The following is a 24425-nucleotide window of genomic DNA, read 5'->3' on the forward strand; positions in this document are numbered from 1 at the left end:
GCCTTCCTCACATGCCGATCATGTCGACGGGCTCGAACGAGACGTCGACGGTGAGATCACAGCCGGGGTCGGGGGTCTTGATCAGCACGGACCCGAGTCCGATGTCGTAGTGCCAGCCCACCTCGGCGGCGTCGAACCGGCCGCGGTGCAGGTACTGCGGGATGCGCTCGCCGTCGACGTCGACGCGGTGCGGACACTTCCCCGGCCGGACGACGTCGAACAGCAGCCGCTCGACCGGGCTGCGGTACTCGCCGCGCCGCGACAGCTGCAACCGCACCCGCTCCCCGGCGCTCATGCGGACCTCGGTCTCGCGGAACGCGCCCCGTTCGTGATCTCGGGTGAGGCCGTCGTCCTCGTACAGCGTGAACTCGCCGTCCCGCTCGGGGACGCAGATCAGCCGCAGGTCCGTCACCTCGTCGCGGGTGGCGCTGTCCACGCGGCTCTCCGCCATCGGCACGATGCCGCCACCGCGCAGCAGCAGCGGGATGGAGGCCAGGTCCACCGGCTTGTCCACGACCCGGCCGCCGTCGTGACGCTCCCGGGTCCAGAAGTCGTAGAACACCTCGCCCGCGGGCAGGTACGCGCTGCGGGTGTCGGCGCCCGGGTCGAGCACGTTCGCGACGAGCAGCGCGTCGCCGAGCATGAAGTCCTCGAAGACCTCGTCGACGGCCGGATCGTCCTGGAAGGCGCTGACCAGTGGCTCCATGAGCGGCCCGCCGGTCACCGTGGCCCGCGCCGTGAGCGAGTACAGGTACGGCAGCAGCCGGTAGCGCAGCCGGACGGCGTCCCGGACGTAGCGGGTGTGGTCGGGGTACATCCACGGCTCGGTCACCGTGTTGTCGGAGTTGACCGAGTGGATGGAGAAGCGCGGCTGGAAGACGCCGTGCTGCACCCAGCGGACCAGCAGCTCCGGATCCGGCGCGGGCCCGTGGAACCCGCCGATGTCGCAGCCGTGGTGCGGGAAACCGGACAGTCCCATCCCGAGGATCGTGGCGACGTTGTGCCGCAACGACTCCCACGACGTCGAGTTGTCGCCGGCCCAGCTCTGGGCGTAACGCTGGATGCCGGCGTGCCCGGACCGGCACACGATGAACGGCCGCGCGTTCGGAGCCGTCTCCGCGACGGCGTCGCGGCTCACGTGGCACATGAGGTTCGACATGACGCTGCGCAGCCTGCCGATCGTCGCGCCCGCACCCTCGAAGTCCACTCGGGAGTCGGTGTCGACGATGCCGTCGTACTCGCAGTTGTCGTTCCACACCGACGTCGTGCCCTTGCTCAGCACCGCGTCGATGAGCCATCGCCGCCACGCCTCACGCGCGGCGGGTTTGGTGAAGTCGACGAACCGGCCCGGCCCGCCCCACCAGGCGCCGACCGCGGGTCCCTCGCCGTGGACCGCGGCGGCGTCGGCGCTACGGGTGACGAAGACGTCCTCGTCGCGGAACTGCTCGAGTCCGGGGTGGACGTCGAGCACGCCGGGCTTGACGTTCGGCGACACGGTGATGCCGCGCTCGGCCATCGCGGCGAAGAACCCCTCGGGATCGGGGAACCGGCGCTCGTTCCACGTGAACACGCACCGTTTCGGCCCGGCCTCGGTGTCCTGGGTGGTGTATCCCGACGAGAGCTGGAATCCGTCGACGGGGATACCCTCTTCCCGTGCGATGTCGATGAAATCGGTGATCGCCCTGTCACCGTCGGAGTCCATTTCGGAGTAGTACATCGACGAGGCCAGGTAGCCGAGCGCGTATTTGGGCAGCAGCGGTGGCCTGCCGGTCAGCATCGTGTAGCGGCGCACCACGTCCCGCATTCCCGGGCCCGCGATGAGGAAGAGGTCGACGTCGCCGCCGTCGGCGCGGTAGCGGCTGTGCGGGGGCCAGTAATTGCTCCGCTGCCTGCCGAGGTCGAATTCGCAGTCGTAGGTGTTGTGGTAGAAGTAGCCGACCGCTTTCCGGTTCTCGCGGTTCAGCTTGAGATAGAACGGGATGTGCTTGTACAGCGGATCGGTTTCGCGCGGGTCGTAACCGAGCGCGTCCTTCGGGCTCATCGTGACGAGTTTCTGCGCCTTGTTCAACGGCCCCGTGGTCTCACCGAAACCGTAGAAGGCGTCGGCGGCGGAGATCTCGCTCGTGTGGCTGCGGCGACCGTTCGCGTCGGCCAGGTAGCCGAGACCGGCGACGTCGGAGTGCAACAGCGCGCCCTCGTCGTCGTGGACGCGGATCCGGAACGGGTCCTTCTCGATGTCCACCCGCAGGTTCCCGCCGGTCATGCGGACGCGGTCGCCCAGGTCGTCGAGCTCGAACGGCGCCGGGGTCACGCAGGTCCGCTCGGTTCCGAAGAACGCGTCGAGCCGATCCGGCCACGCCGTCGTGGTCAGCGTGTAGGACTCTTCGGCGAAATCGCCGTCGAAACCGGCTCGAATACGCAGAATGCCGTCGGCCACGACGACGAGTCGGATTTCCACACCGTCGGTGTGAATCCGGACCCACTCGCCTGCCCGCTGCACTCGCTCGACTCGTGATGTGACACGCACGGGAACTTCTCTCGATCCGACGAATTGCTGACTGTCACCGGCGGCGGGTCGTTCCCGGGGAAACGGCCACGTCCCTGCCGGGCCCACCGGCCCTGACGTGTTCACCAATCATGAACGGTTCCGTCCCGCAACCGGTTCACCGGCAGGTACGCCCGCTCGTACGGGTACCGCGCGGCCAGTTCCTCGTCGACGTGGATGCCGAGACCGGGTTCCTCGCTCGGACGCAGACCGCCGTGGGCGAACTCGTACGTCGGGCCGAACACGTCGTGGGTCTCCCGGCTGTGGACCATGTACTCCTGGATGCCGAAGTTGTGCAGTGCCAGGCCGAGGTGCACCGCGGCGGCGAGCCCGACCGGCGAGACGTCCGTCGGACCGTGCATGCCGGACTTGATCTGGTACATGGCCGCGTAGTCCATGATCCGCCGCACGCTCGTGATGCCACCCGCGTGCGTGATCGGCGAGCGCACGTAGTCGATGAGCTGTTCGCGGATCAGGTGCTGGTAGTCCCAGATCGAGTTGAACACCTCGCCGATCGCCAGCGGAGTGGTCGTGTGGTGACGCACCCACCGCAGCGCTTCCTGGTTCTCGGCGGGCGTGACGTCCTCGAGCCAGAACAGGTCGTAGGGCTCCAGCGACGTGCCCAGCTTGGCCGCCTGGATCGGCGTCAGCCGGTGGTGCGCGTCGTGCAGCAGGGCGATGTCCTCGCCGAACTCGCCGCGGACCGCCTCGAACACCGACGGCACGTGCCGCAGATAGGCGCGCGTGTCCCACGTTTCCTCGGCGGGCAGCGCCGCACGGCGGGCGGGTTCGTAGTCGTAGCGGTCGTCGCTGTCGCCGCCGCCGACCGACGCCGCCGCGCTGGAGGCCACGCCGTACACCGAGTCCAGCCCCGGCACGCCGGTCTGGATGCGGATGGCGCGGAACCCCTCGTCGAGGTGTTTGCGGACCGAGTCGAACAGCTCCGGGATGTCCTTGCCGCTGGCGTGGCCGTAGACCAGGCACCGCTCCCTGCTCGCACCGCCGAGCAGCTGGTACAGCGGCAGTCCGGCGACCTTGGCCTTGATGTCCCACAGCGCGGTGTCCACGGCGGCGATCGCCGCCATCGTCACCGGACCGCGCCGCCAGTACGCGCCCCGGTACAGGTACTGCCAGGTGTCCTCGATCGCGTGCGCGTCGCGGCCGCTCAGCAGCGGCACGACGTGGTCGGTGAGGTAGCTCGCCACGGCCAGCTCCCGCCCGTTCAGCGTGCCGTCGCCGTAGCCGACCACTCCGTCATCCGTGGTGATCTTCAGCGTGACGAAGTTGCGTCCGGGGCTGGTGACGATGACGTCCGCGCGCTCGATGAGCACTGGTCCTCCTTGACTGCACACGACGAGTGGTCGCCGGGCCGGCCGTGCGCACACGGCCGGTGGGCGTGGCCGGGGGCTCGCGATCGGTTCAACGTAAGAGCCGCCCCGTAGACTGACAATCAGTTGCCATTTGTTGCCACAGGCACGACCCGTCGCGGAGGTATCGGTAGTGGGCGAACCCAGGCCGACGATCTACGACGTGGCCCGGCACTGCGGGGTCGCGGCGTCGACCGTGTCCCGCACGTTCTCCCACCCGAGCCGGGTCAACCCCGCGACCCGCGAGAAGGTCCGCGCCGCCGCGGACGAGATCGGCTACGTGCCGCGGCCGCTCGCCCGCGCGGAGGCGCCCGGCCGGGCACGCACGATGACGCTGGTCGTCACCGACATCGCCAATCCGTACTACGCGCCGCTGATCAAGGCCGCCCAGGCGCAGGCGCTGACCGCGGACTACACGCTCGCGCTCACCGACAGCGACGAGTCGCCGCGGGTCGAGGTCAGCAACCTGCGGCAACTGCTGGCGACCACGAGCGGGGCGATCCTGGCCACCTCGCGGTTGTCCGACGACGTCATCCGCCAGCTCGCCCAGCACCGCCCCCTGGCCATCGTCAACCGGGAGATCGACGGCATCCCGAGCCTGGTCGTCGACACCGCGGGCGGGATGCGCAAGGCGGTGCGCCACCTGGCGGCCATCGGCCATCGCCGCATCGCGTACCTGTCCGGCCCGCGCAACTCGTGGATCAACGGCGCGCGCTGGCAGGCCGTGCGCGAGGAGTCGGCCGCACTCGACCTCGACGCGACGTTCCTCGGGCCGCACCCGCCGACCCGGCAGGGCGGCCACGAGGCGGCCGACGCGCTGATGTTGCAGCGCACCACCGCGGCGATCGCCTACAACGACCTCATCGCGATCGGCACCCTGCAACGACTCCAGGCGGCAGGGGTGAACGTGCCCGCGGACTTCAGCCTCATCGGGTGCGACGACATCTTCGGCGTCGACCTCACCGTGCCCGCGCTGACAACGATCTCGGGGCCGACCGAACGGCTCGGCAGGGCCGCCGTCGACGTGCTGCACACGCAGCTCGTCCACCACACGACACCGGAGTCGGCGCTGTTCGACGCCCACCTCGTGACCCGGGGCTCCACGGCTCCGCCACCCACCGGCGACCCCACCCGGTGACATCCGGCCCCGGTCGGTGACGGACGCGTGGATGACAACTGACGGCAACCAGTTGCACTCACTGCGCACGGCGGCGAGGCTGCCCGCATGCACGGCGGCACGGCAGACACACCCGACTCCTCGTCCGCAGCCCGGCCCGTCCGGGAGACCAGGAACCTGGGCTCGGCGAACGCGCCACGCGACGTCCCGCGCGGCGGGCGGGCTCCGCTGACTCCACACCCGGACCGGCTGTTGCCACCGGAGCCCGTGCAGCGCGGCATCGCGCGGCGGCTGTACGAAAGCGTCCGCGACCTGCCGGTGATCAGCCCGCACGGCCACGTCGAGGCCCGGCTGCTCGCCGACGACGAGCCGTTCACCGACCCGGCGTCGCTGTTGGTCACCCCGGACCACTACGTGACCCGCCTGCTGCACGCCCACGGCCTGACCATGAACGAGCTCGGCGCGCGTGACGGCGACGGGGCCGAGCAGGCGACGCCCAGCGAGGTGTGGCGCGCCTTCTGCGAACACTGGCACCTGTTCCTCGGCACGGCGTCGCGGCAGTGGATCGAGGCCGAGCTCCACGACGTCCTCGGCGTGACGGTGCAGCCCTCCGCCGACACCGCCGACGAGCTCTTCGACGAACTCACCGAGCGGCTGCGCCTGCCCGAGTTCCGGCCGCGGGCGCTGTACGCGGCGTTCGGGATCGAGGCGCTGGCCACCACCGACGACCCGGCCGACGATCTGGCCCACCACCGCGCGCTCGCCGAGGACCCGTCGTGGCCGGGCCGCGTCGTGCCCACGTTCCGCCCGGACCGCTACCTGGATGCGACCGCACCCGGCTGGCCCGCGGCGTTGGACGCACTCGCGGAGGCGAGCGGGATCGACACCGGCGACTACACCGGCCTCGTGCGGGCGCTGGAGAACCGCCGGGAGTACTTCCGCGCCCACGGCGCCACGGCGACCGACCACAGCGCTCCCGACGCCCGCACGGCGTTCCTCGACGGCGACGAGGCGCAGCGGCTGTTCCAGCGGGTCCGCGCCGGAACGGGCAGCCATGACGACGCGCGGTTGCTGTCGCAGCAGCTGCTCGGCGAGATGGCGCGCATGTCCAGTGAGGACGGCATGGTCATGGCGTTGCACACCGGCGTCCAGCGCGGCCACCACCCGGAGACGTTGCGCCGCTTCGGCCCCGACACCGGTCACGACATCCCGTTGCAGGCCGAGTTCACGCGGGCGCTGCAGCCGATGCTGGAACGGTTCGGCACCAACCCGCGGTTCCAGACGGTCGTGTTCACCCTCGACGAGACCGTGTTCTCCCGCGAGCTCGCACCGCTGGCCGGGTTCTACCCGTCGGTGTACCTCGGGGCGCCGTGGTGGTTCCTCGACGCGCCCCGCGCGATGCACCGGTTCCGCGACGCGGTCACCGAGACGGCCGGTTTCTACCGCAACGCCGGGTTCATCGACGACACCCGCGGGTTCTGCTCCATCCCGGCACGCCACGACACGGCCCGCCGGGTCGATGCGGCCCACCTGTCCGGTCTGGTCGCCGAGCATCTGATCGGCGAGGACGACGCCGCACAGGTGATTCACGACCTGCACGACCGTCAGCCCCGCGCGGCGTTCCGACTCTGATGCCGACTCCGCCGACTCCCCCGCCGCGGCTCGCGCGCGCCTCCGCCGGGGCGCGCCCACCGGCCCCGGTCCGCGCCGTCCACCTCGGACTCGGCGCGTTCCATCGGGCGCACCAGGCCGTGTACACGATGGCCGACCCGGACTGGGGCATCGCGGCGTACACGTTCCGCAACGCCGACCTGCCGCGCACGCTCGCCGAGCAGGACGGGCTGTACACGTTGCAGGTACGCGGCAACGGGCAGCCGCAGGCGCAGATCGTCGACTCGATCAGCCGCGCCCACCCGGGCGGCGACACCGAGCGGTGGCTCGCCGACCTGGCCTGCCCCGACGTCGCACTGCTGACGCTGACGATCACCGAGGCGGGCTACCGCACCGCCGGTGACGGGAGTGCGATCGACCGGGTGGTCGCGGGACTGCGCGGACGTCACCGCGCGGGCGGCGCCCCGATCGCGCTCGTGCCCTGCGACAACCTGCCGGGCAACGGCGACGTGCTGCGGGCCGCGGTGCGCAGCGCCGCCGGGGACGAGGACTCGGCGTTCCGCTCGTGGCTCGAGGAGCACGTGTCGTGCGTCGACACCGTCGTCGACCGCATCACCCCGGTCGCAGGCGAGGACGACGTCGCCACGGCGGCGCGGCTGACCGGGTTCGACGACCACGCCCCTGTGGTGACCGAGCCGTTCAGCGAGTGGCTGCTGGCCGGGCAGTTCCCGCTCGGCAGGCCCACGTGGGAGAACGCGGGCGCCCGGTTCGTCGACGACCTGGCCGCGTACGAGCAGCGGAAACTGTGGTTTCTCAACGGCGCGCACACGTTGCTGGCCTACACCGGCCCTGCGCTGGGCTGCGCGACGGTCGACGAGGCCGTGCGGCATCCCGTGCCGGCGGCGCTGGTCGAGTCGTGGTGGGACACCGCGGCGCGGCACGCGTCGCTGCCGGCCGAGGATCTGGCCGACTACCGGGAACGGCTGTTGCGGCGGTTCTCGTCCCGCGGCATCCGGCACCAGCTGCTGCACATCGCCGTGGGCGGTTCGGAGAAGATCCCCGCCCGGATCCTGCCGGTGCTGCGGGCCGAACGGGCTGCGGGACAGTTGCCCGAACCCGCGGTCGCGGCACTGGCCGGGTGGCTGATCCACCTGCGGGACAGGGACGTCGTCGACCCGCGCGCCGACGAGCTCGTCGCCCTCGCCCTCGACGCCGACGGTGCCCGACGGGTGGTGGCCGCGCTGGACGCCGACCTCGCCGAGGATCGCGAACTGATCACCGCCGTCGACGACTACGTCGGCCGTCTCCGCCGATCGAACCCCTGAGGCGCATCCGCCGACGGGACACGCGCCGATCGAAACCGCTGAGGCCGAGCCGAACATCAAGGCGGACCGGGGTGCGTGACGCCGGCCCGCGCCACGTCGTCAGCGCGACTGGAGCGCGTCCAGCGCGACGGCCATGCTCGCGGCCACCCGGAAGTCGATGCGGGGGTCGGGCACGCTGATCGTGTACTTGTCGCGGATCGCGATGCCCTTCTGACTGGTCATCACGGGCTGCCCGGTCTCGTTGTCGGTGAAGTCGAAGTGGAACAGGAACGGCACCCAGACGTCGCCGAGGTACGGGATCATCGTCCAGATCCGGCGGAGGATGGCGATGAACTTGCTGCGTTCCTGGCCCTTCGCGGAGTATCCCGGCCCGTACAGCTGCCACGTCGACCGCAGCAGGCTCTTGCCGAACTCCTTGCTGAACCCGCCGAGTGCCTGGCCGTGTTCGTCGTACACGTCGTGTTCGGCGTGCACGTCGAGCTTCTGCCTGGCCTTGAACGAGAACACCTGACGGGTACGCGTCTCGTCCGAGTAGAAGATGATCTCCTCGCGCAGCTTCATCCGTTTCTGCTGCGCGAACGCGATCAGCTCCCCTTCGTCACCGTCCGGGCCGACGCCGCGGATCTCGTAGCGATTGACCATCATCGTGATCCGCTGGCGGACGAAGAACGTCGGCATGTGCATGGGTGCAGTCACGCGGCGAGTATGGCACGCCCGCCGCATCGGAGGCCGGTTCGCCGAATGCGCATGTCCGAGCAAAACCGGCCGCACCGTCGCGGCAATCGACGCCGCGCAGGTCGTCAGCGGACTGGGAGCCTCTCCGGCGGGCAGTGGCAACGGCTCGGCATTTACCGCGACGCCGCCGAGGTGTGAACTGCCTGCCGGACCGAAGCGGCCTTCCGGACCGCTCCGGACAGCACCGGAACCAGGGCAAGCGCGACATAGGCGAGAGTCATGGCGAGTATGACGGCCTTGACGCTCACGCCCGCCAAGACCGCGCCCCCAGCGGCACTGCCCAGCGGGAAGCCCAGCGACGTAACCGCGGTGCGCGCGCCCATCACCTGCCCACGTAGGTCTTCCGGGACCAGCCGCTGGACGAGGGACCGTTCGACGACGAAGTAGGGACCCCACAGGAACGCCGCCACGCCGACGAGCGCAATGGCGACCGCCACGTTGTCGGTGAGCGCCAACAGGCCGAAGAAGGGCGCACCGCTGCCAACAGCCAGCGCGATCTTGACGGCCGGACGGCGAGTGCGCAACAACGCTGGGCCGACTACGACGCCGAGCAGCGCACCACAACCGGCCACACCCACGAGCAGTCCGTACGCGCCTGAACCGGCCTGAAGTCCGTCACGGCTGAAGACCGGGTAGAAGACCTCGATCATGCCGCTGAGGAAGAGGAACACGAGGGTTGTGAGAGTGAGCGTAAGGACGGCCGGGAGACGGAACAGCGCGCCGGCGCCCAGCCACTTCTTGAGGAAGCCGGCGGGCTGCTCGGCCGACGTCTTCCCGAGGCGCGGGAGCCCGAAGCAGATCAGACTCATCAGACCGAACGACAGCGCGTCAACGATCAACGCCGGTGACGCACCCGCCCAGGCAACGATCAAGCCGGACACCGGCGGCCCGACGATGTAGGCCAGCTCCCAGTTGGCACCCAGCAGGGCGTTCGCGGATTCCAGATCGGCGTCGTCGACCAGACGCGGCACGAGCGCGCCCTCGGCGACTTCGGTCACCGCCGACAGCGTGGCACAGAAGGCCGCGATCACGCAGATGACCGGCACGCTCAGCAGCTCAACGGCCGCCAGCAGGGGCAGCAGAGCCACCAGGGCGCCTCGCAAGGCGTTGTCCCAACCGAGCAGCAGTCGCGGCTGGAACCGGTCCAGCAGCTGTCCGGCCACCGGCGCGCTGAAGATCCGCGGGAGTCCGAAGCACAGCAGGACGACGCCGAGCTGCGCCGGGCCGGCGACGGTGAGCACGAGCCAGGACAGGGCAACGGTTGTGAACGCGTCGCCGGCCCGCGAGATCAGCATGCCCAGCCAGAACCGGCGGAACACCGGGTTCCGGCGGACGATCGCCAGATCGTGGATCACTTTGCGCACGGTGTGCCCTCCTCTGCGGCCGCGCAGGACGCAACCGCGTCGACAATGCAGGTGTACCTGGTACAGCGGCAGGCGTTTCCGGCCAGCGCGCCGCGAGCGGCGTCCCTTCCGTCACCACGCTCACGGGGCTCGGACAAATGGGCACGCGCGGACGATCATCCCCGGAGTGCAGAAGCCGCATTGCGCGGCGCCGTTGTTCGGCGAAACTTTCCAGCAACTCGTCGCCGCTTTCCGCGAGCACTTCGATGGTGGTGATCCGACGCCCGCCGACCGTGGCGGCGAGGACGATGCACGACAGCGGGGCCCGCCCGTCGAGCAGGACCGTGCACCCTCCACAGTGGCCACTTCCGCACGGGGACTTCGTTCCCGTCAGGCCTGTTTCCCGCAGGCACGTGACCAGGTTGCCGCCGTCGCCGACGACTCCGCCGGTGGCGCGCGCCCCGAACGTCGTCGTCCACGGTGAATTCTTCAGCAGCCTGCGCGGGTGTCTCGACCGCGCTTTCACCGGCTGGCCAGCATGCCTCCGTCAACCGCAGCCGCGTCGGCACCGCGCCCGGCATTCCGACGGAGACAGCTGCGCTGTTCCCCGTGCGGCGCACCGCGACACTGGCGTCATTCGGCCCTCCGGCCGCACGGACGACCACTTTCCCGAATTCCATTCGACCCCCTTGAAGTCCAATTCGCGAACAATAACATAAGATTGCGATTAATAAATAAATTATCCGGCAGAATTCCGTCAATCCGATGCCGCGAGCGGAGATCCAACAGCGTTGGGTCCGCCCACAAGGTGGACGGACCCAACGCCTCTTCCTGGTCGAGGCACTACTCCGGAACCGTTCAAGGACCTCGCCGACGTCACAGGCTCGAACAGGCTCACCCTTGGGCGGACCGTCGGCCGGCTCTGCCGAGTGGGCGCTGCTTACCCACAACCCGAGGACACCGCCGGGGCGTGAAACGCGCAGTGCCGATCAACGGCGAGGCGAGTCAACCACGTTTCTGAGTGGCATTGCCCGACCGAACTGCCTCGGCGGCGTCCGGTGGAAGCCGCACCGCTTGACGGACAGTCCAGACCAGCGTGAACCCGGCGAGGACCGCGGTGACACAGAGCAGCACCGCCGGGGACAGCACGGATTCGAATACCGCCAGCAGATACGGGACGCAGAAGCCGGCGTAGGCAACCGCTTGAAACACCGCGGTCAGGCTGGCCAGGTTGTGCGTACCCGCCAGGCGGTGAACCTCCGTCAGGCCGGCTACGAGGCAGCAGCCGTAGCCGGCTCCAGCCGACGGCAGCCACGCTCAGGCCGATGGGCAGCCAACCGTCGCTTCGGGAACCGGAGTGCTGGTCGCTCGTGCGGTGCAAGGTGTCCGCGCGCTGCGCTCGTCTCGTCATGACGATCATGCTCGGGCACAGCCGCGAGGACGACGAGTGTCTGGAACGACGACATACGTACAGGTCGAGACCTGCGGACTGTCGCGCTCGGAATCACCGACAACATGTCCTTGTTCGAGCTCTCGATCCCCTGCGCGATCTTCGGCTCTCCCAGGCCGGAGGCCGCAACCAGCTGGTACGACCTGACCGTGTCTTCCACACCGGGTGCCCGGGTCGGCGCATGGTTCCGCGTGGACGGCACACGCGGGCTCACCGAACTGGCAGCTGCGAGCACCGTGGTCGTCCCTGCCTGCGATGACGCCGTCGAGGCTCCGCCGCCCGAGTTGGTGCAGGCCGTGCGCACTGCGCACGAACGCGGCGCCCGAGTGGCATCGATATGCACGGGCGCCTTCGTGCTCGCGGCCGCGGGCCTGCTCGACGGGCGACGCGCCACCACGCACTGGTCGTACGCCGAGACACTCGCGCAGCAGTACCCGGGGATCGAGGTCGACGCCGACGTGCTCTACGTCGACGACGGCGATGTGCTCACCTCGGCCGGACAAGCGGCCGGGATCGACTTGTGCCTGCACATGGTCCGCACCGACTACGGCGCCGCGACGGCCAACAGTGCCGCCCGACGCCTGGTGGTCCCACCCCATCGTGACGGTGGACAGGCACAGTTCGTCGCCGCACCGATGTCCACCGGAGGCGATCACAGCCTCAACGGCCTGCTGGATTGGGCGATCGAGCGCCTGCACCAACCGCTGACCGTCGCCGACCTCGCCCGTGAGGCGGGCCTGAGCCCACGCCAGCTCAGCCGCCATTTCCTCGCCGTCACCGGTACGAGTCCGTTGCAATGGCTCCTGACGCAACGCATCCGGCGGGCACAAGAATTGCTGGAAACGGTTCACGACAACCTGGACGACATCGCAGCGCAGGTGGGGCTCGGCACGGCGGCCACGCTGCGCCGACATTTCAACCGGCGGATCGGCACCTCCCCGGACGCCTACCGCCGCACGTTCCGATCCGACCCCGGCATACCCGAGGCACGCTCAGCAGACTGAAGGTCCGTCCTACGCCACGGCGTGTGGATTCCCCACGGGACACAGCGGACCCCGCTACGCGTTCGTCGCAGAGAGCGTTCTCGCGTTGGTTCCCATCGCGCTGTCGGCCAATTCCACCGAGCGGACGATGCCGCCGGAACCGGCGACCACGATGACGTGGCCGTCCGGAGAGCTCACACGCGCCTCCAAAGCGGACAGTTGCTCCTTGGCTGCTTCGTCGAACACATAGCCCAGTTCGGCAGCGACGTCGAGGAAAGCCAACCGGTCCATTCCGAAGTGGACGGAAATGATCGGCACACGGTCGCGCCCGTCGGACTCCTGGACGAGCCGGGTCATGCGCTCGGTGGTGCTGCAGGTGGCCCGGAAGACCACGAACGGCTCGACGCCGACCGCGATCAGTACGGGACCCGCGACGACGAGTGCCCACCCGGTGGCCGGTGCGGGCTTGGCCGCGTACAAGGCCACCACGACCACGAGGAGCGCGACCGCCGATGCCGTGACGATGCTCCTGATCTCGTTGCGGCGCGCCGACGTGCGCGGCTTTTCCACGACTGGCGGGACCGCGTCACACACTGTCCTGATCGGACGCTTACCCACCAGCAGCACCGGATCGTGGCTGCTCCCGTAAGACCGCAGCACGCGGGCACCGAGCTGCCCCGCGAGGACGTCCACGTCGGCGACGGTGCCGCCGATCTCCGACAGCGTCACCCATGCGAAATCGGCGGATGCGAGTTCTGCGGCAAGCCGTTCCCTGCCTTCTTGCCTGCCCGGCAGCGGAGGCAGCCCGACGCCCGGGACGTACCGGAACGCCAAGGCATCCGCGCTCGGTGGCGGGCCTTCCTCGTAGCCGCGCTGGGTGGCCACGAGGCGAATGTCGGTGACCGGCACCTTCCACGCTCCAGGCGCGACGGCGACGTGCTGCTGCCCGGAGAAGCACCGATCGGCCAGCTCGGCCCTTCGGCTCGCGGCCCGTTGCTTGCCGAGACGCGCCAGGTCACGGTGGACTCCGTTCCTGACGTCCGTTCAGCCTGGTCATCGGGGCGGGAGCGGTCTTGGACGAATGTCGCGCGCGCCGGGCGGCTCTACGATGGCGGCATGCGACCGGCCGAGTGGGCCCGAGACGGCGCCTGCGTGGTCCCGGTTCCGCGGGCAGATCGGACTCGGGCCGAAAACGGGCGGCACAGCTGGTGCGGTTCGACGAGACGGTGCACCGTCTCCAACCACGATGGGGTTCCGGGGGCTCGGCCCCCGCAGCCAACACCCGGAACGAGAAACCGGCGAGCCCTCTCCGCGAGCACTCGCCGGTCTTCGAGTGGACACCCAGGCGACGTCATGACGACCCGTCACAAGCGCTGGCCCGGCCCCAGCCGGACCACGCCGGGTCGGCACGAGCACGCACCGTGGGGGACTGGGGGCGCGGCCCCCAGATTCAATCGACGACACAGAAAAGGCTCGTGCTCTCCGCGAGCACGAGCCTTCCATCTGTGGAGGTGCCGGGAATCGAACCCGGGTCCTCTGCCGCCTCTCCAGGGCTTCTCCGTGCGCAGTTCGCTGTGTCTCTGCTTGGCCCCACCGGTCACGCGAACGAGCCGGTGTGACGGGCCCAGCCACTGTTGGTTTCCCTACCGGTCCCCGTGGCCGGGACCGGAGGTGAGCCTTCTAGCTGATGCCGGCAAACCGGGTCGAAGGCTTACCCGGGCCGACAGACTCGCACTCGCTCAGGCGGCGAGGGCGAAGTCGCGCTGACTATTCGTCTTGGCGCTTATATTTAGTTGCGACGACGCTTTCGGTGGTCGTTGCCTGCACCGGCACGCTTCCCGCTGGATCAACGTCCAGAGTCGAAACCGTTCACCCCCTTGGTGAGCGTCAGTGTGGATCACTGCGTCCGATCAGCATAACGCGCGTGGCAAGGCGTTAATTCCCCGGCCGTCGCACTCCCGCCGGTGGTGGGGTTGGCCCTACCGGGTTTCGGCCGGTGCGCTCCATGGTGGCCGGGGCCCTGCTCGGCGAGGCTGGGGGCATCGACGCAGAACACACCTCGCACGCAGGGAGGCGCGCCATGACACGGACACACCGGCCCCGGTTGGGCGGCGCGCTGCCGTTTCTGCTGCTCAGCCTGCCGTTGGGGATCCTCGGCTTCGTGTTCGTCGTGACGACGACCAGTGTGGGCGTCCCGACGGCGCTCGTGTGGGTGGGCATTCCGGTGCTGATGCTGCTGCTCGCAGGTACGCGCGGCCTCGCGGACCTGGAACGCGCCCGGGTGCGCGGCATGTTGTCGGCGACGGTGCCCCGGCCCTACCGGCCGTTGCCGGAAGGCCCGGTGCGGAGCCGGTGGCTGGCGCGCGCCCGCGACGCGCAGACCTGGCGTGACGCGGCGTACCTGATCATCCTGCTGCCGGTGGGGATCGTCGAGTTCACGCTGGTCGTCGTGTTCTGGTCGGTGTCGCTGGGCCTGATCACGCTGCCCGTGTACTACCGGTTCCTTCCCGAGGGCCTGTACGCGTTCCCGTCGCACGACCTGCGCTGGGTGGTCGTCGACTCGGTGCCCACGGCGCTGCCGTGGATGGCGCTGGGGGTGCTGTTGGCGTGCGCATCGGTCCCGCTCACCCGCGGCCTCGCCGCGGGGCACGCGTGGCTGGCGCGGGCGCTGCTCGGCCCCACCCAGCGGCGCATCCGCGCGGCCGAGGCCGGCGCCGCGACCGACACCGGTGCAGCACCGGGCGTCACCGCCCACAACGACACGATCACCGCGAACCTCCCTGCGGGCCACTCGGTGGCACGATGAACACGCCGGGTGAAGGAGAACTCCACGATGCACGAGGACCAGCCGTGGCCGGGCACATGGCGGACGATCGCGTACCAGGTGCTGACGCTGCCGGTACGGATCGTCGAGTTCGCCGTGCTCCTGGTGCTGCTGGTCGCCGGGATCGCGACGACCATCGTCTGGGTGGGCATCCCGCTGCTGATGCTGGCGACGGCGTTGACGCACCGGTTCGCCGACGCCGAACGGCGGTGGCTGCGGCGGTGGTTGCGCACCCCGGTGGCCGATGCGATCCGCAAACGCGGCGACGGACGCGTGCGGAACTGGCTGGCCCAGCTGACGGACGCCACGACCTGGCGTGACCTCACGTATCTGCTGGTCGCGACGCCGATCGCGATCGTCGAGTTCGTGCTCGGCGTCGTGTCGGCGATCGTCGTGCCGCTCGCACTGACGGTCGCTCCGGGGGCCGGCTGGCTGCACGGCAAGCTGGCGTTGACACTGCTCGGCCCGCCTCGGGTGCAACGCCTGGAGGCGAGGGCGACACGGCTGCAGGCGTCCCGGGCGCGCGGAGTCGACGCGGCGGAGGCCGAGCGCAGGCGCATCGAACGCGACCTGCACGACGGGGCGCAACAGCGGCTCGTGTCCGTGGCGATGACCGTCGGCAGGGCCAAGGCCAAGGTCGGCGACACCGACACCGCTGAGCTGCACACACTGCTCGACGAGGCGCACGCCGACGCGAAGCTCGCCGTCTCCGAACTGCGCGATCTGGCACGGGGCATCTACCCGGCGGTGCTGGGCGACCGTGGCCTCGACGCGGCCCTGTCCGCGCTCGCGGCGAAGTCGCCCGTACCGGTGTCGGTGTCGGTCGACCTCGACGAGCGCCCACCCGCCGCCGTGGAGACCACGACGTACTTCGTCGTCGGCGAGACCCTCACCAACGCAGCCAAGTACGCCGAGGCCTCGGACGTCCGCGTCGACGTGCGCCGCGACGGCGATACGGTGATCGCCGAGGTCACCGACGACGGCCGCGGCGGCGCCGAGATCCGCCCGGGCGGCGGGCTCGCCGGGCTCGCCGACCGCGCCGCGACGATCGACGGTGTCGTGTCGGTCGTCAGCCCGGCCGGTGGCCCGACGGTCGTTCGCGCCGAACTGCCGTGTAGCTGGTGATCGAACTTCTGGGGGTTGCGCGTGCGCGTGGTCATCGCCGAGGACGCCGTCCTGCTGCGGGCAGGTGTGCAACGGCTACTGGCCGACGACGGGATCGACACGGTGGCCGCGGTCGGCTCCGGGGAGGAGCTGCTGGCCGCGGTGCCCGAACACGAGCCCGACCTGGCGATCGTCGACGTCCGGATGCCGCCGACGTTCACCGACGAGGGTCTGCGGGCCGCGCTGCGCGCCCGCGAGATCGTCCGGAACCTGCCGGTGCTCGTGCTGTCGCAGTACGTCGAGGAGACCTACGCGATCGAACTGCTGTCCGGCGGCACCGGCGGTGTCGGCTACCTGCTGAAGGAACGCGTCTCCGACGTCACCGACTTCCTCGACGCCGCGCGCCGCGTCGCCGCCGGCGGCACGGCGATCGACCCCGAAGTCATCTCGCAGGTCATGGCACGCGGACGCAACAACCCGCTCGCCTCGCTGACCGGCCGCGAAGGCGACGTGCTCGAACTGATGGCGCAGGGCCTGTCCAACTCGGCGATCGCCGACCGGCTGGTGGTCTCGCACGGCGCCGTCGAGAAGCACATCGGCAACATCTTCGCCAAGCTCGGCCTCGACGGCAGCGTCGAGGAACATCGCCGCGTCCGCGCAGTACTGACCTACCTCCAACGCTGAACCCCACGGGACCGTGCCCGATCGGTCCGGACGGCGGTAGGGCCGGCCCCACCGGCGGCGTGGCGACAACCGGTAGGAAAGTCGGCGGCTCGCACCGCTGTGCCGGAGCGGCTCGGTAACCAGGCTGAACGCCATGACGACGAGCCTCGCCGGCGCCCCGCCGCACACCCGGGACCGCTTCCTCGACCTCATCCGCACCCTCGCCGTCGTGGGGGTCGTCGTGCAGCACTGGACCATGCCCGTGCTCGGCTACTCCGACGGCACCCTCACGACCGGCAACGCGCTGGCGACGCCGGGGTGGTGGGTCGTGACCTGGCTGTCGCAGGTCATGCCGCTCGTGTTCTTCGCGGGCGGCGCGGCCAACCTCATCTCGCTGCGCCGGGCACAGGGTGCCGGTGCCGACACCGGGACGGCGACGCGCGCCTGGCTCTCCGGCAGGCTGCGCAGGCTGCTGCTGCCGGTGCTGCCGCTGCTGGCGGTGTGGCTCGTCGTGCCCACGGTGCTGCGCGACCTGGGCGTCCCGGAACAGCCCGTCGCCGTCGGGGGCGCGATCGCCGCCCAGCTGCTGTGGTTCCTCGCCGTGTACCTACTGGCGATCGTGACCACACCCGTGATGGCGGCAGCGCACCGCCGGTTCGGGTTCGCGGTGCTGCCTGCTCTGGCGCTCGTCGCAGCGGCCGTCGACGTCGCGCGGTTCGGCGACGTGCCGTTCGTCGGGTACGCCAACGCGGTGTTCGTCTGGCTCGCGGCGGCCCAGCTGGGCTTCCACTACGTCGACGGCGCCCTCGGCAGGTTGTCGACATATCGCTCGCTCACACTGTCGGCGGCCGGTTTCGGGGCGACCGCGCTGCTCGTGGCGTTCGGCCCGTACGCGCAGAGCATGATCGGGATGCCGGGTGCGCCGGTGTCGAACATGAGCCCGCCGAACGTGGCACTGGTGGGACTCGCCGTCGGCCAGGTCGGCCTGGTGCTCGCGATGCGTCCACTGCTGACACGCGTGGCCGCGCGGCGCCCGGTGGCCGCTGCGCTGTCCTGGGCGGGACCGCGGTTCATGAGCATCTACCTGTGGCACATGCCCGCCCTGATCGTCGTGGCAGGCGTTGCGGTGGTGGCCCTCGGCTACACGACCCCGGAGCCCGGCACGCTCGGCTGGCTGGCGATGGCGCCCGCATGGCTGACCGCGACCGCCGCGGTGCTGGCTGTGCTGGTGCGGGTCGCGGGCCGTTTCGAAACCGCACCGTCCCGAGGCCGGACTCGGAGCGGCCGCACACGAAGCGACACTGCCCTGCCTGCGGCGACGCCTGCGCTGGCGACGCTCGTCGCCGCCTCGCTCCTCGGCGCGACCGGCCTGCTCGGGCTGGCTGCCCGCGGCTTCGGCAACGGTCCGGAGCTGTGGGCGGCGTTGGTGGCCGTCGCGTTCGTACTCGCCCGCCCGGCCGTGTCCGGCAGGCAGGCGGACGCCACGTCCGCCGCGGACCGATCGGAGGCGCCGGAGACGGCGGATCAGACGGCGAGGAGCTTGGCGGGCGTGTCGTGAAGGACCGAGCGAAGGAACGACTCCCCCAGCCGGTCGTCGGCCTCGGCCCAGCCTGCGATGGCGCGCAGCTGCGTGGCGTAGTCGTACGGGATGTTCGGGAAGTCGGTGCCGAGCACGACGCGGTCGGCGACGTCGGCGAGCCGCGCGGCCCAGTCGCCCGGTACGGGCATGAAGCTCTCCGTGAACGGCACGCCCACCATCGTCGTGTCGAGATGCACCCGCGGGAACCGCTGCACCAGGTCGAACGCCGCGTCGTACTCGGGCATGCCCGCGTGCGCCAGCACGGCAACCAGCCCGGGGTGGCGTTCCAGCACGCGGCCGAACACGTCGAGGCCCGTGTGCTCGCCCCGCAACGGCCCGTGCCCACAGTGCACCACCGCGGGCACGCCCGCGTCGGCGAGCATGCCCCACACCGCATCGAGGTGGGCGTCACGCGGGTCGAACGCGCCGACCTGCACGTGCACCTTGACGCAGCGCACCCCCGAGCGCAGCGCCTCCTCGACGTAACGGGCCGCCTCCGGTTCGGGGAAGAACGTCGCGGTCGGCACCGCGTCGGGTTCCCGCTCGGCGAACTCGCGGACCCAGCCGTTCAGCCACTCCGCCATACCCGGCTTGTGCGGATACACCAGCGGCGCGAACGCCTGTACCCCCATGCCCCGTAGTGCGGCCAGCCGGTCCGCCTCCGGAAGCCGGTAGTGCACCGGCCACGGCATGCCGTAGTGCTGCTCGGCGGCGTCGAAGTACGCCCACACCTTCGCGAGCATGCGTTCGGGCAGGAAGTGGACGTGGATGTCGACGAGGCCGTCGCGCCCGAGCCCCCGCACCCAGGCCGCGACGTCCTCGTCGTCCGCGGGGCCGGTCAACGGCGTCCCGCGCGCTGTTGCTTGTGCTTACCCTTGATCGCCCGGCCCATCGCCTTGGAGATCTCACGCTGCGCGTCGCGCTTCGCGATGTCCTGCCGCTTGTCGTGGGCCTTCTTACCGCGCGCCAGCGCGAGTTCGACCTTGACCTTGCCGTCCTTGAAGTAGAGCGACAGCGGCACGAGGCTGACGCCGCTCTCCTTCGTCTTCCCGATCAGCTTGTGGATCTCCCTGCGGTGCAGCAGCAGCTTCCGGGTCCGCCGCGGCATGTGGTTGGTCCACGTGCCCTGGGCGTACTCCGGGATGTGCACGTTGCGCAGGAAGACCTCGCCGTCGTCGACGGTCGCGAACGCCTCGGCCAGCGACGCCTTGCCGGCACGGAGGCTCTTGACCTCGGTACCGGCGAGAGCGATACCGGCCTCGTAGGTGTCGAGGATCGAATAGTCGTGCCGGGCACGACGGTTCGACGCGATCACCTTGCGTCCGACTTCCTTGACCATGTCTCGACTCTATCCGCCCTCGACCGGGGTGTCCTAACGGTTACTACGGGGCTGCGGTTACTACGGGGACGCCCCGCCACGGCGACCGGCTCGGGCGGCCGTGCCCGCGCCGGGGTGTCCGTTCCCGGAACCCCGACGCGGGCCCCGACCGCCTGCATTCCCTACGTGCGGACGTACGCGCGGAGGGTGACGTACCCGGTGATCGCGGAGATCAGGATCGACACCCCGAGCAGCACGGGCGCCACGGGGAACAGGATGTCGATCATCTCGATCTTGGGGATCGCCCCGCCCGTGGCCTCGAAGATCTGATCCAACGCGATGTACTTGACGCCGATCAGGCCGACCACGCCGAGGATCGCGCCGATGACGCCCGCGACGACCGCTTCCAGCAGGAACGGTAGCTGCGTGTACCAGCGGGTGGCGCCGACGAGCCGCATGATGCCCACTTCTGTCCGCCGGGTGTAGGCCGACACCTGGATGGTGTTGGCGATCAGCAGCACCGCGGCCAGCGCGGCGATCGCGGCCACGATGAACGTGCCGTCCCGGCCCGAGTTCAGCAGGTCGAAGAAGCGGTCGAGGAACTTGTTCTGGTCGTCGACGTTCGCCACGCCCGGTTGGTTGCCGAACTCCTGCACGAGCACTTCGCTGCGTTCGGGGTCGAACAGCTTGACGTGGAGCGACGCGGGCAGCGATTCGGGCCTGGCGAGTTCGACCAGTTCGGGCTGGCCCTCGAAGATCCGCTGGAACCGCTCGTAAGCCTCGTTGCGGTCCTCGAACACGACCGATTCGACGGCCTGGTTGTTCTCGAGCGCGGACCGGATCGACGAGCACGGCTCGGCGGTGCAGTTCTGGTCGTTGGCGCTGATGTCCTGCGTGAGATAGACCGTCACCTCGACGTCGTCGAGGTAGCTGGCCTGCATCTTGTCGATCGTGCGGACGAGCAGCAGACCACCGCCGAACATCCCGAGCGAGATCGCGGTGGTCAGGATCATGGCGATGGTCATCGTGACGTTCCGGCGCAAGCCGGTGACGACCTCGCTGAAGACGAAGCTGGCGCGCATCTAAGGCACGGTTCCTTGGGTCGGGGGTCGGGTACGGGCGGGGAGAGTCCGGTGGGCCGGACCGCGGCCACGACGCTCGGCGTGACGGGCTGACCGGATCGGTCAGCGGGCGGTGCGCTGCGGGGGAATCAGCGGCCGACGCCGTACACGCCTCGCCGGTCATCACGGATGACCCGGCCGTGGTCGAGTTCCACGACGCGGCGGCGCATGGAGTCGACGATCGAGTGGTCGTGCGTGGCCATCAGGACGGTCGTGCCGGTGCGGTTGATCCGCTCCAGCAGCAACATGATGTCCTGGCTGGTGTCCGGGTCGAGGTTGCCCGTCGGCTCGTCGGCCAGCAGCACGAGCGGCCGGTTGACGAACGCCCGCGCCATCGCGACACGCTGCTGCTCACCGCCGGAGAGTTCGTGCGGCATGCGGTCGGCCTTGCCGTCGAGCCCGACGAGCTCCAGCACCTCGGGAACGACCTTGGTGATGGTGTGCTTCGGCTTGCCGATGACCTCGAGTGCGAACGCGACGTTCTCGGACACCGTCTTGTTGTTGAGCAGACGGAAGTCCTGGAAGACGCAGCCGATGGTCTGGCGCAAGCGGGGGACCTTGCGCCGGGGCATCTTGGCGACGTCGAAGTTCGACACCGACACCCGGCCCTTGCTGGGCACTTCCTCACGCAGCAGCAGGCGCAGGAACGTCGACTTCCCCGACCCGGACGGGCCGATGAGGAAGACGAACTCACCCTTGTCCACGTCGACCGAGACGTCGTCCAGTGCCGGACGTGTCGAGGTCTTGTAGGCCTTGGATACGGATTCGAGCTGGATCACGATTGGGCATCCTACCCGTGCGCTCCGTTAAGGCCGGGTTGCCCGGGCCTCGGCAGGCGGGCCGTCGGGGCCTCGCAGGTCGGGCGCGCCCAGGTCGGGACTAGGCGGCGTCGGTCTCCTGTTGCTTACGCCACCGGATGCCGGCGTCGAGGAACGCGTCGATCTCACCCTCGAGCACGGCCGTCGGGTTGCCGGACTCGTGTTCGGTACGCAGGTCCTTGACCATCTGGTACGGGTGCAGCACGTACGAGCGCATCTGGTTGCCCCAGCTGGAGCCACCGTCCTTGAGCGCGTCGAGCTCGGCCTGCTCCTCCTCCTTCTTGCGCTGGAGCAGCTTGGCCTGCAGGACCTTCATCGCGGCGACCTTGTTCTGGAGCTGCGACTTCTCGTTCTGGCAGGACACGACGATGCCGGTGGGCTGGTGCGTGATGCGCACGGCCGAGTCGGTGGTGTTGACGCTCTGCCCACCGGGACCGGACGAGCGGTACACGTCGATGCGCAGGTCCTTCTCCGCGATCTCGACGTGGTCGACCTCTTCGACCTCGGGCAGCACCTCGACGTGCGCGAACGACGTCTGCCTGCGGCTCTGGTTGTCGAACGGCGAGATGCGGACCAGCCGGTGCGTTCCCTGCTCCACCGACAGCGTGCCGTAGGCGTACGACGCGCCGACCTTGAAGGTGGCGGACTTGATGCCCGCCTCCTCGGCGTAGGAGATGTCGTAGACCTCGGTCGCGTAGTTGTGCCGCTCGGCCCAACGCAGGTACATCCGCATGAGCATCTCGGCGAAGTCGGCCGCGTCGACACCGCCGGCTTCGGCGCGGATGTTGACCACGGCGTTGCGCGGGTCGTACTCGCCCGACAGCAGGGTGCGCACCTCGAGCGTGTCGATCGCCTCGGTGAGGGACGCGAGTTCGCTCTCGGCTTCGCTCTTGCTTGCGGGGTCGCCTTCGGCCTGGGCGAGCTCGTGGAGCACGCCGAGGTCGTCGAGCCGCTGCCGCAGTTCGCCGACGCGTCGCAGGTCGGCCTGCTTGTGCGACAGCTGGCTGGTCACCTTCTGCGCGGCCGCCGGGTCGTCCCACAGGTCCGGGCGGGCGGCCTCCTCCTCGAGGGAGGCAACCTCCTGGCGCAGCGCGTCGATGTCCATGACGGATTCGACCTGCGTCAGCTTGCCGTCGAGGTCCTTGACGACGTCTTCGAACTCAGCACTCACGAATGACAAGGTTACGGCAAATCGCGCGGCCGCTTGTGTGCGGCCGCGCGACGCCGGGTGATCAGTTGTTCGCCGCGACCGTGTCGAGGAGCTTCAGCGCGGCTTTGGCGTGCGCCAGGTCGAAGTCGGCGACGGCCTTGGAGACCGGGTCCTCGGCGGCCTTCGACGTGGCCTTGGCGACGTCGGCCTGCTCGGTGTAGACGGCCTTGGCGGTGTCGAAGAGGTTCTGCCGCTGCTTCGCCGTGAGCACCCTGGCGTGTACGAGGCGCAGGATGAGCGGCGACCGCAGGTGGTCGGGCGCCGAGTCGGCGGCGACCCAGGCCTTGAAGGCCTTCTTGCCGGCCGCGGTGATCACGTACTGCTGGCTGGAGCGCGGGCCCTGCTTGCCCAGTCGGACGTAGCCGGCTTCGTTCAGCGCGGGGAGTTCGCGGTAGACCTGGCTCCGCGTGACGCTGAAGAACGCCCCGAAGCGCTCTTCGGCTCCGGCGACGAGTTCGCCACCGGTGGCGGGGCCATCGTGAAGCAGGCCAAGCAGTGCTGCGGCTGTTGCGTTCAAATCGGACACACCCCCACCGTGCCACGTTTCCCGCTTTCTGTCCACTGTGGCCCTGGAACTGGTCCACAATGGAGGGGCAGAGTCCACAAGCACCAGATGGGCGATGTGCTGTGGAAATGGGTCCGTACGGCGGAGTTCGCCCTACCCGGGATGGCGCAGTGTGTTCGGCCGATGACAGTGCGTCGATGCGACGGGACTCGCTCCGGGTCGGCCGCGAATCGCGGTGCCACCCATCCGGCGGAGACCTTCACGATCCGTGTCGACACGTACCGCACATTCCCGGATGCGCTGCGTGACGCGATGCCCGCCGTTCCCACCGCCGTGAACACGCCGCCCTTTGAGCACGCCGCCTCTGAACACGCCCCGATCCGTGCACCAGGGCACCGGAGCCACCACGCGACCGACCCTGCCCGGGAGCCACGGCCCGCCTACCTGGTAGGCGGCCGACCACGTCCGGACGGAGCCGAGCGAGCGCAGCGAGCAACGGCGAAAACCCCGGCACCCACACCAACCGCGTAGTCAGACCCCGACCGCCGCCGAGGCGAGGCGAGGCTCCTCGGACGTCCGGGGGCTGAGCCCGCCGGGTTGGGGGCGTCGGGGCTGCGCCCCCACTGCAACAGCGAAAGAGACGGCAACAACGAAAGAGGGCCCTGCCCACGCACTCCGTGGACAAGGCCCTCTTGATCTCTGTAGCGGGGACAGGATTTGAACCTGCGACCTCTGGGTTATGAGCCCAGCGAGCTACCGAACTGCTCCACCCCGCGTCGTTGTGGCACCCACCTTACGCCCTGCCGT

Annotated in this window: 20 protein-coding genes, 1 tRNA gene and 1 other RNA gene; 8 read left to right on the plus strand and 14 right to left on the minus strand. The window is 69.9% G+C overall.

From position 1 onward, the window contains the following. Positions 1-7 precede the first annotated feature (7 nt). On the minus strand, positions 8-2458 hold the full coding sequence (locus tag LY13_RS12190) for a glycoside hydrolase family 31 protein (RefSeq protein WP_253828507.1): 2451 nt from the start codon (positions 2456-2458) through the stop codon (positions 8-10). Positions 2459-2628: 170 nt separating this feature from the next. Beyond that, a complete protein-coding gene (gene manD / locus LY13_RS12195; RefSeq protein ID WP_253828508.1) occupies positions 2629-3876 on the minus strand; it encodes a D-mannonate dehydratase ManD in 1248 nt (415 codons plus the stop codon). 169 nt (positions 3877-4045) lie between these two features. Between manD and LY13_RS12200 the strand changes: the two genes are divergently transcribed. From LY13_RS12200 to LY13_RS12210, 3 genes are all read left to right on the plus strand, one after another. Next, positions 4046-5050, plus strand: a complete 1005-nt coding sequence (locus LY13_RS12200; protein WP_253828509.1) for a LacI family DNA-binding transcriptional regulator — start codon at positions 4046-4048, stop codon at positions 5048-5050. Between the two features lie 87 nt (positions 5051-5137). Further along, positions 5138-6661, plus strand: a complete 1524-nt coding sequence (uxaC, locus tag LY13_RS12205) for a glucuronate isomerase (protein ID WP_253828510.1) — start codon at positions 5138-5140, stop codon at positions 6659-6661. Beyond that, the gene (locus LY13_RS12210) at positions 6661-7965 is read left to right on the plus strand and encodes a mannitol dehydrogenase family protein (RefSeq protein ID WP_253828511.1); all 1305 of its coding nucleotides are present in this window, start codon (positions 6661-6663) and stop codon (positions 7963-7965) included. The genes uxaC and LY13_RS12210 overlap by 1 nt, the downstream gene beginning before the upstream one ends. 99 nt (positions 7966-8064) lie before the next feature. Here LY13_RS12210 and LY13_RS12215 read toward each other — a convergent pair whose 3' ends face one another. The 3 genes from LY13_RS12215 to LY13_RS12225 form a co-directional block, all read right to left on the minus strand. Beyond that, positions 8065-8661: an LURP-one-related family protein gene (locus LY13_RS12215; RefSeq protein ID WP_253828512.1), complete on the minus strand. Its 597-nt coding sequence runs from the start codon at positions 8659-8661 to the stop codon at positions 8065-8067. Between the two features lie 152 nt (positions 8662-8813). Then, positions 8814-10064 (minus strand): MFS transporter, encoded by a 1251-nt coding sequence (locus tag LY13_RS12220; RefSeq protein ID WP_253828513.1) that lies wholly within the window; start codon positions 10062-10064, stop codon positions 8814-8816. A gap of 984 nt (positions 10065-11048) precedes the next feature. After that, positions 11049-11255 (minus strand): hypothetical protein, encoded by a 207-nt coding sequence (locus tag LY13_RS12225; RefSeq protein ID WP_253828514.1) that lies wholly within the window; start codon positions 11253-11255, stop codon positions 11049-11051. 270 nt (positions 11256-11525) lie between these two features. Here LY13_RS12225 and LY13_RS12230 point away from each other — a divergent pair, with 270 nt between their 5' ends. After that, positions 11526-12497: a helix-turn-helix domain-containing protein gene (locus LY13_RS12230; protein ID WP_253828567.1), complete on the plus strand. Its 972-nt coding sequence runs from the start codon at positions 11526-11528 to the stop codon at positions 12495-12497. A gap of 54 nt (positions 12498-12551) precedes the next feature. Here the strand turns inward: LY13_RS12230 and LY13_RS12235 are convergent, their stop codons facing one another. Then, entirely contained in the window at positions 12552-13385 is an 834-nt protein-coding gene (locus LY13_RS12235; protein WP_253828515.1) for a YbaB/EbfC family nucleoid-associated protein, read from the minus strand. A 594-nt stretch (positions 13386-13979) separates the two neighbouring features. Beyond that, positions 13980-14353: a transfer-messenger RNA gene (gene ssrA / locus LY13_RS12240) on the minus strand. A 203-nt stretch (positions 14354-14556) separates the two neighbouring features. Here ssrA and LY13_RS12245 point away from each other — a divergent pair. The 4 genes from LY13_RS12245 to LY13_RS12260 all read left to right on the plus strand — a co-directional run bounded on the left by LY13_RS12245 (position 14557) and on the right by LY13_RS12260 (position 18625). Beyond that, positions 14557-15282 carry a sensor domain-containing protein gene (locus tag LY13_RS12245; RefSeq protein ID WP_253828516.1) on the plus strand — a complete coding sequence of 242 codons (726 nt, stop codon included), beginning with the start codon at positions 14557-14559 and terminating at the stop codon, positions 15280-15282. Between the two features lie 27 nt (positions 15283-15309). Continuing rightward, positions 15310-16425, plus strand: coding sequence for a sensor histidine kinase (locus LY13_RS12250; RefSeq protein WP_253828517.1), 1116 nt, complete (start codon positions 15310-15312; stop codon positions 16423-16425). A 21-nt stretch (positions 16426-16446) separates the two neighbouring features. Next, the gene (locus tag LY13_RS12255; protein WP_253828518.1) at positions 16447-17088 is read left to right on the plus strand and encodes a response regulator; all 642 of its coding nucleotides are present in this window, start codon (positions 16447-16449) and stop codon (positions 17086-17088) included. A 133-nt stretch (positions 17089-17221) separates the two neighbouring features. Then, positions 17222-18625 carry an acyltransferase family protein gene (locus LY13_RS12260; RefSeq protein WP_253828519.1) on the plus strand — a complete coding sequence of 468 codons (1404 nt, stop codon included), beginning with the start codon at positions 17222-17224 and terminating at the stop codon, positions 18623-18625. Here LY13_RS12260 and LY13_RS12265 read toward each other — a convergent pair. The 7 genes from LY13_RS12265 to LY13_RS12295 form a co-directional block, all read right to left on the minus strand. Further along, positions 18592-19488 carry an amidohydrolase family protein gene (locus LY13_RS12265; RefSeq protein WP_253828520.1) on the minus strand — a complete coding sequence of 299 codons (897 nt, stop codon included), beginning with the start codon at positions 19486-19488 and terminating at the stop codon, positions 18592-18594. The genes LY13_RS12260 and LY13_RS12265 overlap by 34 nt on opposite strands. Then, a complete protein-coding gene (smpB, locus tag LY13_RS12270; protein ID WP_253828521.1) occupies positions 19485-19985 on the minus strand; it encodes an SsrA-binding protein SmpB in 501 nt (166 codons plus the stop codon). Before smpB ends, LY13_RS12265 begins: the two co-directional genes overlap by 4 nt. A 161-nt stretch (positions 19986-20146) precedes the next feature. Beyond that, entirely contained in the window at positions 20147-21046 is a 900-nt protein-coding gene (ftsX, locus tag LY13_RS12275; RefSeq protein WP_253828522.1) for a permease-like cell division protein FtsX, read from the minus strand. A 128-nt stretch (positions 21047-21174) separates the two neighbouring features. Then, the gene (gene ftsE, locus LY13_RS12280) at positions 21175-21864 is read right to left on the minus strand and encodes a cell division ATP-binding protein FtsE (RefSeq protein ID WP_183659147.1); all 690 of its coding nucleotides are present in this window, start codon (positions 21862-21864) and stop codon (positions 21175-21177) included. 100 nt (positions 21865-21964) lie between these two features. Then, on the minus strand, positions 21965-23074 hold the full coding sequence (gene prfB, locus LY13_RS12285) for a peptide chain release factor 2 (RefSeq protein WP_253828523.1): 1110 nt from the start codon (positions 23072-23074) through the stop codon (positions 21965-21967). 61 nt (positions 23075-23135) lie between these two features. Continuing rightward, complete coding sequence (locus tag LY13_RS12290; protein ID WP_253828524.1) at positions 23136-23639, minus strand: PadR family transcriptional regulator; 504 nt, start codon at positions 23637-23639, stop codon at positions 23136-23138. A gap of 681 nt (positions 23640-24320) precedes the next feature. After that, positions 24321-24394 (minus strand) — tRNA-Met (locus LY13_RS12295). Between the last annotated feature and the right edge of the window lie 31 nt (positions 24395-24425).

This window comes from Prauserella aidingensis (assembly GCF_024171865.1).
GTDB lineage: Bacteria > Actinomycetota > Actinomycetes > Mycobacteriales > Pseudonocardiaceae > Prauserella > Prauserella aidingensis.